Consider the following 12817-nt stretch of genomic DNA (forward strand, 5'->3'; position numbering starts at 1 on the left):
TTGTTATTTCGGGACGGCCGGGCACCCCCCACGCAAAGCGACCATTGTGCGCTGGCATCGGGCGAGTTCGCCGGTAGCCAATGGCTCTCGTTCCCTGTCGCTTTCGACGGGAACCTACGTCGGTAACAGTCCTAACGAATCGACTGCCCGCATCGATCGCGATGATACCCGTTGAAAGTGAACACACCGCGCGAGCGCCGTCGGGCGGATCTCTGAACCATTTATGTAGGGAAAACGGGTAGCACCAACAAGCGGAGTCGATGCTATCGCCGTTGACACGCATTGGTCAAGGACGAGCCGACTGGACTTTTTACCGCATTCGGTGGTAGGCAGGAGGCGTCCGAGCCCGCCATTTGACAGACGATTCGGAGTCCGGCGCCTATCGACAGCCGGGTTGACACGATTGACGCCGCGGCGCGGCGAATGCGCCGCCGGCATCGAAAATTCTCTCGATGATGTAGGGATCCCGAGCGGGCGAACGTGTCAGCGGGCGATGTTGTCGAGATAGTATTGTGCGGCGCGGGTGACGTGACGCTCGGCGAGCAACGCCGCAAATGCCGCATCGCCGGATTGAACGGCTCTCAAGATCGCGGCGTGCTCTTCCCACGTAATGCGCACTTCTTCATCGCTGGCATTGACGAACAACATGCGCGAGCGGTCGCGCATCGAGCGCATGAGCTCGGCGAGCATCGCATTGGCGCCGGCCGAATAGAGCAAGTCGTGGAAGCGCGCGTTCAGCTCGAGCAGACCGGATGTCTCTCCCGCGGCGACCTTGGCGTTACCTTCCTGCAGCACTTTTTCGATGCGCTTGACCAAGTCCGGCGTGCAGTGTTCTGCAGCCAGGCGCGCATTGAGCCCTTCGAGCGTGGCGCGAATCTGCACCAGTTCGCGCGCCGTTGCCGGATCGAACGACGCGACGACGGCGCCATGGCGCGGCCGCACTTCCACCAGTCCCTCGACGGCAAGCGCACGCAGCGCCTCTCGCACCGGCACGCGCGATACGTCGAGCTCCTCGGCGATCCGCCCCTCCACGAGACGGTCGCCGGGCTTGTATACCCCCGACGTGATCGACTCGCGCAGGCGGGCAATCACCAGATCCGAAAGCTGCTGGTGCATGATCGGCTCACGACCGTTGGCCCCTGTGGCTCCCCGCACCATAATTCCAGTCTCCAAAAACCGACATTTCCGCACCGACGGACGGGCCGTTCCCGAGCCCCCGGCACCGCGACAAACACCGTATTTTATAGCAGCGACGGCTTTTTGTAGACTGTACACGATCTGGCGGTCACTTTCGCACGACAGGATCAACGCGGCACTGAAGTCATGAAGGCAAGCATCTCCTGTCCGAGCCAATCCTCTCCCGAGTTGAAATGCGCGACGATCGACGTGTGATTGTGCCCGCGCATCTGCACGAAGCGCGGCGCCACGCCGCGAACGCGAGACAACGTCAGGAAGAACGCCGCGCCGTACTCATCGAGGAAGCGATTTTCATACTCGGCAATGGCGATCATCGTCGGCACCGGGTCACGGGCCGCATGGGTCAGCGGCGAACGCTCGACATATCGCGTCTCATCGGCGCCGAAGTAGGCACGCACCGGCGTCGCATTCGGATTACGCGGATCGACGTCGGCAAACAGGCGGGCGCTCACGAGAATCAGGCCGGCAACACCGTGCCCGGTGCCGCCGCGCGACGCCGTCAGCGCCGGATCGAACAGACAACTGGCCGCGTGGGTACCGCCTGCCGAATGGCCGATGAGAAAAATCCGCGACGTGTCGATTCGCAGCTCGTCGGCGTGCTCGCGCACCCACGCAATCGCCTGCGCCACGTCCCGCGCCCCGCCCGGCCACGGCGCCTCGTCGGCCAGACGATATTCGACGTTGATGGCTAGCTTTCCCTGCCGGGCGAACCAATGGCACACGTTGTCGTAAATCTCGCCATTGACGCTCTTGTTACCACGCACGAACGCGCCGCCGTGCACGAACACGACGGCTTCGCGCAGCGTCGGCTCAGGCGTGCCCGAGGGGGCGGCGGCCGGCGCGAAAATGTCGAGCACCTGGCGAGCGTGCCCGCCGTATGCCACGTTGCGCTCCACGTGCGGACTCTTGGGTGCGGCCGCCAAAATCGGGGTGTAACAATCGATGACCGCCTTGCGGTGGGCGATGATGTCGTCGTTCCAACGGGGGCCCAGCGCCAGCATCTGCTGTCGCTGGGCCGGCGGCAATGCGCAGAACGGCGCGCCCGTGATGCCGGACTCGCTCACCATGACACGCTCACATCGCCATTGACGAACGTCTGGCACGCCATGCGGTAACCGTTCGCGAGGTCTTCCGGGCTGAGATGACGGCGCTCCTTGGGCTTTACGTCGTCGGTATGTTCGCGGCCGGCTTCCACGCGACAACGGCAAGTGCCGCACAGCCCGCCGCCGCACTTGAAAGGAATGCCGCCCTTCTCCCGAAGCGAAACGCGAAGCAGATTACTGTTGGGTGGCGCCTCCACCGTCTTGCCGCCGTTAGTGATGAACGTGATCTGAACCATGGTGCTATGGGAGGCCTCCGTGTCTCGGCGGCTGAGCCGCGCTTGTGCGTGATCGGGTCCGACCAGCGCCGCGAGCGATGCGACTGCCTCGGACACGCTGTCGAAGGATTCGAAAAACTTCGTCGGCACGAGATTCGCGCGCTCCGGGTCTGCCTCATCGACAATGCGCACCCGCGACGTGCCGTCGAGCCTGGCCACGACGAACGCCGCCACATGGCGCGCGCCGTAGAAGTAGTCGTGTGTCTCGACCGGCGTGATGCCCGAAGTCGGCTCGCTGCGGTACTGCCCCGGGCGGCTGGTAAGTACGATGTACATGCTTTCCTCGTTGTCCCGGGTGTCAGGACGCCGCCGGCGCTTCGTCCTGCGCAAGCTCGATGTCGTGTTCGATCCACAACTGGCACGCCAGCCGATACCCGGCATCAAGCTTCTCTCCGAGTTGCTTCTTCTCTTTCCAGTTCGGCGACGGCAGGTGCTCGCCACCGGCAAGCACCCGGCACGCGCACCGAGCACATTTGCCCATGCCGCACTCGTAGCGCAAATGCGGAAACGGAAACTGTTTGATACCGGCGCGGACGACGAGATTGGTATTGACCTTCACCTCTTCCCGATATGTCTGCCCGTTACTGCGAAATACGACGACTGGCATGCATCCTCCTATCATCACGACGACCACCGAGCGCTGCAAAGACGGCCTTTGCGAAAGTGTACCGCTTTTATGAATACTGTATACTGAAATAAATAAAATTAACGAGCCCTGTCGCGGACTGTTCGAGATTTCGCGAGTTCGCACGCTGCCATCGAAACGGAATTTGAAGAATTCCCTTCAATCGTATACCGTATACCTACCATTCACCCTCGACACGCCGGACCTTCGATGATCCATTTGACCGACGCACAAATCGACGAACTGATCGACTTCCCACAAGCGATAACCGCGCTGGAGAGCGCTTTTCGCGAACTCGCACGCGGCGCGGCGGCGGTCCAGCGCCGGGTTCGGACCGAAGCGCAGGGCACAAAGCTCTCGACACTTGGCGCCGTACTGCCCGGCGCAGACGTTGCCGGCGCAAAGGTCTACACGACCCTTCGCGGTCAGTTCAACTTCGTGATCGTGTTGTTCCGCGCGTCGGACGGCGCCTGCCTTGCCACACTGGACGCTAATGCGATCACCCGCTTTCGCACCGCCGCGACGACCATGCTCGCGGTACGTGCGCTGGCGCGGCCCGGTGCCCGCACCGCCGCGGTTTTCGGCACGGGTGTCCAGGGTGCGGCGCACGCGCACGCGCTGGCCCGGTTCGCCGGCGTGCGCCAGTTGCGCATCGTCGGGATCGAAGGCGACGTGGCACTGGCCGCCTCAATTGACGAGGCGTACCGCGCGCAAGGGGTCACGGCACGCGCCGTATCGACCGACGAGGCCCTCGATGGCGCTGACATCGTGGTCACCGCGACGCGGGCCAGCACCCCTCTCTTCGATGGCCGCGCACTGTCGCCGGGCGCATTCGTCGCCGCCATTGGTTCGAGCCTGCCGCACACACGCGAGCTGGACGACACGACGTTGGCACGTGCCTCACGAATCGTGGTGGAGTTGCGCGATCAGGCACGCGAGGAGGCCGGAGACTTGCTGATGGCAGCCCCCGGCTTGGTGAACTGGCACGAAGTTGCCGAGTTGGGCCACGTGATGGAGGGCCTGACGACGGGGCGCCGACATGGCGACGACATCGTCGTCTACAAGGCCGTAGGCTTCGGTTTGCAGGACGTTGCGCTGGCTGCCCTCGCCTACCGCACTTACATCGAGCGCGGCGGCTGAGCGTCCACGCAAGGCAAGGGCAAGCGGGCGACCCCCGCTTGCCACAACGGATTCGCCACGCGGGATCGCCTCCCGTCCGTTCGCGAGGGGATCTCGCGTCAGGCCGCCACGTCCACCGGTACGAGATGCTGGAACGTGAAACTGTCCGCGTAAAGGTAACGCACACTGGCGCCATTCGCGAGAAACGCACGGCGCGCATCCGCGATCATGACCGGCGAGCCGCACAGGTAAAGCGCGTGTTCGGACAGGTCGGGATGGTCGGCGAGCACGGCATCCTGCACGTAGCCGCGCGCGCCGCCCCACGCGCCATCGGGTCGGGAGAGCACCGGGACGTAGCGGAAATCGTCGTGTCGGCTTGCGAGCGCCGTCAACTCGTCATGCAAATAGAGTGACGTCCGCGTGCGCCCTCCCCAGTAAAGCTCGACGGGCGGTGTGTCTCCGCTCGCCAGCATCTGCCCGAGCATGCTGCGCAGCGGTGCGATGCCCGTGCCAGTCGCCACCATCACAACCGGACGGTAGTCGTCCTCGTGATAACCGAAGCCGCCCATTGGCGCCTCCACTTCGAGCCTGTCGCCGGGACGCAGCCTGCTCAGACGCGTCTGTGTGAAATGCCCGCCGTCGATCCGTCGGATATGCAGTTCGACCTCGCCCGGGCGTTGTTCGGGCAGACAGGCCATCGAGAAGCTGCGCGGGCCGGCGTCGCCGGTCAACACGTTGAGGTATTGCCCGGGGCGAAATGCCCAGGGCTCGCCGTCGTCGAACGCGAGCACCAGGCGCGTCACGTCCGGGCTCAACGCTTGCGTACGCACCACGCTCACCTGGCGACGGCGCACCGGCGCGGGAGCGTCGAGCACTCGCTCCGTGCTGAGCAGCAGGTCCGAGCATGCCCGCGCCTGGCACAGCAGCGCGTAGCCTGCGTCCGCCTCCTCCTGCGATAACGCGTCCGGCATGGCCTCGTAGCGCACGCGCCCTTGCGAGAGCTTCACGCGGCACGTCCCGCAGCCGCCGAACTCACATGCCGAGGGCAACACGACGCCTGCGCGTCGTGCGGCATCGAGCACGGATTCGTCGGGCGTTGCCTCGAAGCTGCACTGGGCCTCGATCCATGTGATTCGATAGCTCACGGGCCGTCCTCCGTCAGAGCTTGATATCGGGCTGCACCAGGACTTCGCGTCCGCTCTCGCGCAGCAGCGTCTGCAATGCCGCGAGCCCGGCAAGACCGGCCTTGGTGTCCTGCTCGCCATTGCCCCCCGACAGACCGATGCCGCCGACGACCTGGCCATCGACTACGATCGGAAAGCCACCGACAAACGCGGCAAAGCGTCCCTCGAAGCTCCATTGAATGCCGAAGGCTTCGTTGCCCGGCAGCGCAGGACCATTGGGCGGCGTGGTGAAAAGGTGCGTGGAGCGCTTGTGCCCTGCGGCGGTGAACGCCTTGTTCCAGGCGATCTGCGGTCCGGTGATGCGCCCGCCATCCATACGTTCGAGGGCGAGCGGGAAACCGCCTTCATCGACCACGCAGATCGATTCGAGGACACCGATTTCCTGAGAGCGGGCGATGGCCGCGGCGATCATGTGACGGGCCTCGGCGAGTTCGAGCTTGAAAAAGGGTTTCATGGCGTTTGAGATGAGTTGTTGGTGGATCGGGCGTCAAATGCCGCGGTACACCGTCTTGATCTGGAGGTAGAACTCGAGGCCGTCACGACCGGACTCCCGGAACGTGGCCGTGCTCGATTGCTTCAGACCGCCGAACGGCGCGTTTACGAGATTGCCCGTCGTCGTGCGATTGATCTTGACCGTACCGGCCTCGATGTCGCTGGCGAACCGGTGCATCAGGCTTGCGTCCTGCGTGACAAGCGAAGCCGCGAGGCCGTAGTCGCTATCGTTCGCCACAGAAATCGCGTCCGCGTAGTCGTCGACGTCGATCACGGCAATCACGGGGCCGAAGATTTCTTCCCGGGCAATGCGGGCGTTGCGCGGTACATCACAGAAAATCGCCGGTGTAACAAAAAATCCGTTGGCGAAGGGGCCGTGCGCCAGCCGCTCGCCACCGCACACGAGCGTGGCCTCCCGCTTTCCGATCTCGATGTACTCGAGCACGGTTTGCAGTTGTCCCGCGGTGGCCAGCGGGCCGATGTCGGTGCCCGTGTCCATGCCGTTGCCGACCTTGAGCGTCGCGGTCTTCGCAGCCAGTCGCTCGACGAAGGCGGCGCGGATGTCGCGGGCGACCAACACGCGACTGGTGCCCGTGCATGCCTGCCCGGTCAGCGAGAATCCGCCCTTGACGGTCAGATCGACCGCACGATCGATATCTCGCGCATCGAGCACGATCAACGGATTCTTGCCGCCGAGCTCCATCTGCGTGCGCGTCGACATCGACGCCGCCCGGTGAATCTGCTCGCCGGCGGTCGTCGAACCGGTAAAGGAAATGGCCCGAACTTCGCGCGCGCCGACGAGCGTCGGGCCCACTGCCGAGGCGCTGCCGGTGACGAAGTTCAGCACGCCTTTCGGAATGCCGGCTTCGACGAACGCTTCAGTCAGGCGCAAGCCGCTCAGCGGCGCATCCGAGGCAGGCTTGAACACCACCGTGTTGCCACACACCAGGGCCGGCGCGATCTTGCGCGCCGGTATCGAAACAGGGAAGTTCCAGGGCGAGATCACCGTGACAACCCCCAGCGGCTCGCGCAACGTATAAACGGACATTTCGGCATCGTCGTTCGGAAATGTCTCGCCGCCATACGACTGCGCTTCTACGGCGTAGTACCGCAGCGTCTGCGCCGCACGCAGGAATTCGTCCTTCGCAAGCGCCTTCTGCTTGCCCTCCTCGCGCGTGAGCTCCTCGCCGAATGGCTGGGCGTGACGCTCGAGATAAGCGGCGGCATCGATCAGAATCTTCGCGCGTGCGCTCATGGACAGGCGCTTCCATGCGTCGAACGCCTTGGCGGCCGCGAGCACCGCGGCTTTTGCATCGGCGCCGTCCGATGCCTGGAAGTGGCCCACGACGTCGCGCGTGTCGGCAGGGTTCAGATTCGCGAAGGTCGCGCCCGATCGGCTCGCGCACCACTCGCCGTCGATGTAATTCAGGAATGTGGGAACAGTCGTCATGAAGGCAGTGTCCTGCAGGAAGTCATGCGGTCTTCGATACCCGCGCCGCCGGCGAGCGACGGCGCGGCCGGACACCGCTCAGGCGGCGAGCCCCAGCTCGGGCAGCGACACTTCGTTCGCCACGTAGTCGTAGTAGAGCGCGGTCGTGTACAGCAGCCGCATTTGCGCACCGATCTCGCAGATCTTGAGGCAGCGCTGTTGCAACTCCGGCGTGTTCGCGTTCTCCAGCACGATCTGATACCCACGCTCGCCGTGGATCTCGTCCGAGACGATGTGCAGATCGAAGAACTCGACTTCCTCGTCGGTGAACTGGTACTTGTCGCGAAGCGTCGGCGTCTGCTTGCGATAGATCGACGGCACTTGCGACTCCAGGCCGACCACGAGTCCGGCGACTGCCACGACCGGATCTTCACGCATGGCCACCGCGTAGCACCAGCTTTGCAGCCCGCGCGTGGTCGGCGACATGTTGTCCGGGTCGACGACGCGCTCCCGGGTGGTGCCGCACGCCTCGGCAAAGCGGATCAACAGGTCGGTGTGGCGATCGCCACCGATCTCCTCTTCGTACATGTTCGCCAGCAGGAAGTCCTTGGCCTCGGTCATATGGTCCGGCGTGCGGGCATACAGGTAGCCGAGGTAGTCGGCGAAAGGCCCCACGTAGTGATAGTGGTTTTCCGCCCAGCGCGCGAGATGCGCGCGCGTGAGCTTGCCGCTCGCCCACGCGACACTGAACGGCGCCTTGTTCGCGCTCTTGCCCTTGATTGCGTCTTCGAGTGCCGCGCGGAAGGTTTCGCGGTCCATCAGTTCAGCCATGAGTTGCTCCTTGATTTGGGGTGGATAACCCACTGCGAGCGCCGGATGGCGCCCGAAGCGGGTCGATTGATTATTTTGGTACACTGTATACAGTTTTGCCAAAAATGCCAATACAACAAAATTGCCTGTGCGGGACGGCCCGCGCCTCGGATCTCAGATAACGGAAGAAAAGCTGCGAAGCATGCGATGCGACAAACGGTGAATTCAGTCCGCCGCTCGACCGATCGCACCGGGGACCGCCGCGTGGGCCCCCTGAGAAGCACCCTCGCCGACGTTCACGGGATCGATGGCGTCGAGCTGGATGCCGTTCGTCTCGGGCAACATCACCGCAGCGACAATGACCAGTCCATAGCCAACGGCCGCCACGATCGGGATTGCGAGCGTGAGCGTGGTATGACCGCTCGCCAGCCAGCCCGCCATGAAAGGAAACACCGAGCCGATGACCCGGCCTGTGTTGTAGGCCACACCGTAGCCCGTGGCGCGCACTTCGTGCGGATACGTCTCGGAGATCGTGGCGGCCACGCCAGCGAATGTGCCCTGCATCAGTACGCCCATCAGGAAGCCGAGCACCATCATCACCGGCATGGGCGCCGGCACCAGCATATAAGCGATGCTCATCGCGAATGCGCCGATGGCAAACAGAATGTAAGTGGGGCGCCGGCCGAGCCTGTCGGTCGCCCAGGAGCCCACGGCGTAGCCGACCAGCGAGCCGCCGATGGTGATCGCCAGCCACAGGCCCGTGCCCGTCACCGACAATCCCCGCTCGGTCTTGAGCCACGTCGGCATCCAGGTGGCGATCGCATAGTACGCGCCGAGCATGCCGCCGGAGAGCAGACTGCACCACAGCGTGCGTGCCGCGAGGCGCCCGCTGAAAACGCCACGCATCGTCTTGAGCGGACTCGTTTGGCGCCGCTCCGACATCGTGCGTGTGAAGGCTTCCGGTTCCTCGAGATTGCGACGCAGCCAGACGACCATCAGCGCCGGCGCAACCCCGATGAACAGGCAGACGCGCCATGCCATTTCGGGGGGCAACCAATTGAAGATCGCGCTGTAGGCCAGCGCGGCCAACGCCCATCCGAACGAATAGCTGCTCGCGGTAAAGCCCGAGAACTTGCCGCGATGGGCCGGATTGCGGATCGTCTCCATGACCAGGACCATGCACAACGATGACTCGCCGCCAAAGCCCAGGCCCTGGATGATGCGCATCACGGCCAGCTGCGTGGGCGAATTCGTGAGGCCGCAGCCGAAGCAGGCCAGTGCGAAGATGGCGATGGTCCATCGCAGGATACGCACGCGCCCGTAGCGGTCGGCCAGCAGGCCCGCACCGATGGCGCCCACCAGCGAGGCGACCAGCGTGTAAGTCACGATGCTGCCCGCGGTGGCCTTGCTCATGTTCCAGCTCGTGAGCAGCACCGGAATGAGGAAGGAATAGATCATGAAGTCGTAGACATCGACCGTATGGCCGATGAAGGTGCCGGCGAAGGCGCGCTTCTCGTTTCTCGATAGCGAATTGAGCCAGGACATGAAGGTGTCCTCCTTGGTGGGTCGTGGGTGTTGGGAAAAAAGGGTCAGGCGGGTGGAACGAAGGTGTAGCCGGCGGCTTCGAGCAATCTGGCTACGTGGATCGAGCGCAGGTCGTGATACAGCGGCGCCACGATCTGAACGCCCACGGGAAGCCCCTCCGCCGTGCGCCCTGCCGGGGCGACGCTAGAGGGCAAGCCGCACAAGCCGGAGTGGCCGGCCCAGAAAAGCTGCGTCGTCAGCGGCTGCGCCCGCCCGTTGACGTCCAGCGTGCGCTGCCAGGGCGCCCCCGCCTCGTTCAGCACGAACGCGGGCGTCGCCGCCACGGGACACAGCAGCACATCGACGCGCTCGAACAACTCGCGCCAGGCCGCCGCAAAGCGCTCGCGCAACGGTTGCAGGCGCAGCCAGTCGCGGTGCCGCATGACGGCGCCCACGTATTGCAGCGACGCGTACCGCATGTCATCGGCCGGCGTCTGCTCCGCTGCTGCGATCGCCGATGCGAAGGCGTCGTCGCCAAGGTAGCCGCACGTCGACGCCCGCAACATCAACGTGTAGACGCGCATCAACTCGGCGGCGTCGAGCGACGGCCGTGCGTTCCACAGCACCCGCGCACCCCGACGCTCCAGATCCTGCCCAAGGTTCACGAGGCATTGCTCGACCTCGGCGTCGACCTCGGCTATCGGATGATTCGGCAGGATGCCGAAGCGGATTTCGCGCAGATCTGCGGCGTGACAGCGCGGCAGCTCGAAACGCACCGCGCAGGCCGCCTCGGCGGACGGTCCGGCGATCGCGGACAGCACCGCCTCGAGATCCCCGGCGCTTCGCGCGAGCGGCCCCGCCACATTGATGTCGGGGAACGTCACGCCGCCAGGCAGTCCATGGCCGTCGAGTGGCACGAGCCCGTGCGTGCTCTTGTGCGAGAAGATGCCGCAGTAATGTGCGGGATTGCGGATCGAGGAACCGATGTCGGAGCCCACGTCGAAGAATGCCATCCCGCTGGAGACCGCCGCGGCGCTGCCCCCTGACGATCCGCCAGGTGTACGCCGCAGGTCGTGCGGATTGCGCGTGGTGCCATAGACGTCGTTGTAGCTCTGCCAGTCGCGCAGCCACAGCGGCACGTTGGTCTTGCCCAGCAGCACCGCGCCGGCATCGGTCAATCGCTGCACCACGCTGGCGTGCCTGCTCGCGACATTGTTCGCAAACGCCGGATCGCCCACCGTGGTCGGCCAGTCCTTGACGTCGAATGACTCCTTGATCGTGAACGGCACACCATGCAGCGGGCCGCGGACGACGCCCGCGCGCAATTCGGCATCGCGCTGACTCGCCGCCTCGCGAGCCCGCGCAAAATCGCTCACCACAACGGCATTGAGCGCTGGATTGGACTTGCGCCAGGCCGCTTCACAGGCCGCCACCAGCGACTCGGATGTGACTTCCCGGCGCCTCAGCGCCACCTGGGCGGCGCACACCGTGGCGTATTGCCACGGCGTGGTCTGTGACGGCTTCGGCGACGCGATGCCGCGGTCGGGCAACTCGACTGTGGGGTTTGTCATGATGGAACACTCTTTTCAGTATTCTGTATACCATCGATGGACAAATTGTCGCTGTCAAGTCGATTGCGACTCAGGGTTTTTGCCTAGACGTGACCCAGCAACGGTTGCGTCAGCACCAGGCCTCTCATTTCCCATCGGAAGGAGAAAGCCTTGCGGCGCCGACGCCCTGCAAGCGCGCGTCAACCCCACGACGGTGGTCTGAGGGCCGTACGTTGCAGGATGTCAGAATCGTGTGGCGCTGAACGGCCGGGGATCGACGCACGGCGGCGCGCCGGTGATCATCTCCGCGATCAGGCGCCCTGTGATCGGACCCAGCGTCAGTCCATGATGCGCATGGCCGAAAGCGAACCACAAGTCGCGATGACGGGGCGCCGGGCCGATCACCGGCATCATGTCGGGCGTACAGGGTCGCGCCCCCATCCACGGAGTGTCGTCGACGCGCTGCGCGAGGGGATAAAGCGCACGCGCCATCGGCTCCACCGCGTCGAGTTGCACGGGCGTGCGAGGGCTGTCGCGCAAGGCCAGCTCGACCCCCGTGGTCAACCGAACGCCGCGCGTCATCGGGGTGATGAGAAAGCCATGCTCGGCGTCGAGCACCGGCTGGTTCAGCTTCGCGCCGGGCTGCGAGGCGTAATGCATGTGGTAGCCTCGTTTCACGGCCAGCGGAAACCGATAGCCCAGCGGTCGCGTCACCGTATCCGACCAGGGGCCCATCGCCACCACGGCATGGCGTCCTTCGATTTCGCCTTCGCCAGTTTTCACTGTCCACTGCGGCGCGAGCGTTGTCGCATCGCCAACGAGCACTTGTCCACCGAGCGACTGAAAATATGCCGCGTATGCCTCAACCAGCGCCCCCGGGTCGCTCACCGATTCCGACGCCGTGTAGCGCAACGCCCCCACGAGCGCCGGACTGAGCGACGGTTCGTCGCGCTGCAGTTGCGCGGCATCGAGCGACGCGAACGGCACGCCGTACTCCCGCTGCCAGCGCTCGGCTTCCCGTTGCGCCGCCTCCCAAGCCGGCCGGTGATGAAAAACCTTCAGCCAACCGCCCTGCCGGAGCCAACCACCCGCCCCCGCGCGTTCGACCAACGCACGATGCTCCGAAACACAATGCTCGATCAGGGTGCTGTAATGCCGGGCAATGGCGGCGTGCCGGGCCGGCGCGGAGTGAAACCAGTATCGGGCGAGGAAAGGCGCAATCGTGGGCAGCGCCGAAGGGTGATACCGAACGTCCGGCGAGCGATTGCGCGCGTATCGCAGCAATGTGGCGACGTCGCGAGGAAAAGCATACGGATAGACGCCTTCGCGCTGAATGAGCCCGGCATTGCCATACGACGTTTCGCGCCCCGGCGCCTGACGGTCGACGAGTGCCACGCTCAGCCCGCGCTGTCGCAGATGCACGGCCGTCGACACCCCCACGATGCCGCCGCCCAGCACCAGAACATCGAATTTCATGGAAACCCCTTCACGAATGGGTGACGCGTCAGG

At 64.7% G+C, this 12817-nt stretch carries 12 protein-coding genes; 1 reads left to right on the forward strand and 11 read right to left on the reverse strand.

Going from position 1 to position 12817, the window contains the following annotated elements; all coding sequences use genetic code 11:
• Nucleotides 1-483: 483 nt before the first annotated feature.
• The 4 genes from PMO31116_RS01235 to PMO31116_RS01255 all read right to left on the reverse strand — a co-directional run bounded on the left by PMO31116_RS01235 (nt 484) and on the right by PMO31116_RS01255 (nt 3182).
• The gene (locus PMO31116_RS01235) at nt 484-1158 is read right to left on the reverse strand and encodes a GntR family transcriptional regulator (protein ID WP_150565097.1); all 675 of its coding nucleotides are present in this window, start codon (nt 1156-1158) and stop codon (nt 484-486) included.
• A 146-nt stretch (nt 1159-1304) separates the two neighbouring features.
• Nucleotides 1305-2264: an alpha/beta hydrolase gene (locus PMO31116_RS01240; RefSeq protein WP_150565098.1), complete on the reverse strand. Its 960-nt coding sequence runs from the start codon at nt 2262-2264 to the stop codon at nt 1305-1307.
• Entirely contained in the window at nt 2258-2536 is a 279-nt protein-coding gene (locus PMO31116_RS01245) for a 2Fe-2S iron-sulfur cluster-binding protein (protein WP_150565487.1), read from the reverse strand. Before PMO31116_RS01245 ends, PMO31116_RS01240 begins: the two co-directional genes overlap by 7 nt.
• A gap of 337 nt (nt 2537-2873) precedes the next feature.
• Nucleotides 2874-3182, reverse strand: a complete 309-nt coding sequence (locus PMO31116_RS01255) for a 2Fe-2S iron-sulfur cluster-binding protein (RefSeq protein WP_150565099.1) — start codon at nt 3180-3182, stop codon at nt 2874-2876.
• A 228-nt stretch (nt 3183-3410) separates the two neighbouring features.
• Here PMO31116_RS01255 and PMO31116_RS01260 point away from each other — a divergent pair, with 228 nt between their 5' ends.
• Nucleotides 3411-4340 (forward strand): ornithine cyclodeaminase family protein, encoded by a 930-nt coding sequence (locus PMO31116_RS01260; RefSeq protein ID WP_150565100.1) that lies wholly within the window; start codon nt 3411-3413, stop codon nt 4338-4340.
• Nucleotides 4341-4438: 98 nt separating this feature from the next.
• On the opposite strand, the gene PMO31116_RS01265 is transcribed toward PMO31116_RS01260, so the two are convergent.
• The 7 genes from PMO31116_RS01265 to PMO31116_RS01295 form a co-directional block, all read right to left on the reverse strand.
• Complete coding sequence (locus tag PMO31116_RS01265) at nt 4439-5464, reverse strand: 2Fe-2S iron-sulfur cluster-binding protein (RefSeq protein WP_150565101.1); 1026 nt, start codon at nt 5462-5464, stop codon at nt 4439-4441.
• 13 nt (nt 5465-5477) lie between these two features.
• A complete protein-coding gene (locus PMO31116_RS01270) occupies nt 5478-5957 on the reverse strand; it encodes a GlcG/HbpS family heme-binding protein (RefSeq protein ID WP_150565102.1) in 480 nt (159 codons plus the stop codon).
• A gap of 33 nt (nt 5958-5990) precedes the next feature.
• On the reverse strand, nt 5991-7445 hold the full coding sequence (locus PMO31116_RS01275; protein ID WP_150565103.1) for an aldehyde dehydrogenase family protein: 1455 nt from the start codon (nt 7443-7445) through the stop codon (nt 5991-5993).
• A gap of 78 nt (nt 7446-7523) precedes the next feature.
• Nucleotides 7524-8255 (reverse strand): iron-containing redox enzyme family protein, encoded by a 732-nt coding sequence (locus PMO31116_RS01280; protein ID WP_023595944.1) that lies wholly within the window; start codon nt 8253-8255, stop codon nt 7524-7526.
• A 204-nt stretch (nt 8256-8459) separates the two neighbouring features.
• The gene (locus tag PMO31116_RS01285) at nt 8460-9779 is read right to left on the reverse strand and encodes an MFS transporter (protein WP_150565104.1); all 1320 of its coding nucleotides are present in this window, start codon (nt 9777-9779) and stop codon (nt 8460-8462) included.
• Nucleotides 9780-9823: 44 nt separating this feature from the next.
• Nucleotides 9824-11329: an amidase gene (locus PMO31116_RS01290; protein WP_150565105.1), complete on the reverse strand. Its 1506-nt coding sequence runs from the start codon at nt 11327-11329 to the stop codon at nt 9824-9826.
• 222 nt (nt 11330-11551) lie between these two features.
• Nucleotides 11552-12784, reverse strand: a complete 1233-nt coding sequence (locus PMO31116_RS01295; RefSeq protein ID WP_150565106.1) for an NAD(P)/FAD-dependent oxidoreductase — start codon at nt 12782-12784, stop codon at nt 11552-11554.
• Nucleotides 12785-12817: the final 33 nt, after the last annotated feature.

The organism is Pandoraea morbifera (assembly GCF_902459575.1).
GTDB lineage: Bacteria > Pseudomonadota > Gammaproteobacteria > Burkholderiales > Burkholderiaceae > Pandoraea > Pandoraea morbifera.

What these genes read in the sequence shown, in the direction of transcription:
- PMO31116_RS01245 (WP_150565487.1), bottom strand. Translation starts at nt 2,536, where the DNA reads ATGGTTCAGATCACGTTCATCACTAACGGCGGCAAGACGGTGGAGGCG.
- PMO31116_RS01260 (WP_150565100.1), top strand. Translation starts at nt 3,411, where the DNA reads ATGATCCATTTGACCGACGCACAAATCGACGAACTGATCGACTTCCCA.
- PMO31116_RS01285 (WP_150565104.1), bottom strand. Translation starts at nt 9,779, where the DNA reads ATGTCCTGGCTCAATTCGCTATCGAGAAACGAGAAGCGCGCCTTCGCC.
- PMO31116_RS01235 (WP_150565097.1), bottom strand. Translation starts at nt 1,158, where the DNA reads ATGGTGCGGGGAGCCACAGGGGCCAACGGTCGTGAGCCGATCATGCAC.
- PMO31116_RS01270 (WP_150565102.1), bottom strand. Translation starts at nt 5,957, where the DNA reads ATGAAACCCTTTTTCAAGCTCGAACTCGCCGAGGCCCGTCACATGATC.
- PMO31116_RS01290 (WP_150565105.1), bottom strand. Translation starts at nt 11,329, where the DNA reads ATGACAAACCCCACAGTCGAGTTGCCCGACCGCGGCATCGCGTCGCCG.
- PMO31116_RS01255 (WP_150565099.1), bottom strand. Translation starts at nt 3,182, where the DNA reads ATGCCAGTCGTCGTATTTCGCAGTAACGGGCAGACATATCGGGAAGAG.
- PMO31116_RS01240 (WP_150565098.1), bottom strand. Translation starts at nt 2,264, where the DNA reads ATGGTGAGCGAGTCCGGCATCACGGGCGCGCCGTTCTGCGCATTGCCG.
- PMO31116_RS01295 (WP_150565106.1), bottom strand. Translation starts at nt 12,784, where the DNA reads ATGAAATTCGATGTTCTGGTGCTGGGCGGCGGCATCGTGGGGGTGTCG.
- PMO31116_RS01275 (WP_150565103.1), bottom strand. Translation starts at nt 7,445, where the DNA reads ATGACGACTGTTCCCACATTCCTGAATTACATCGACGGCGAGTGGTGC.
- PMO31116_RS01280 (WP_023595944.1), bottom strand. Translation starts at nt 8,255, where the DNA reads ATGGCTGAACTGATGGACCGCGAAACCTTCCGCGCGGCACTCGAAGAC.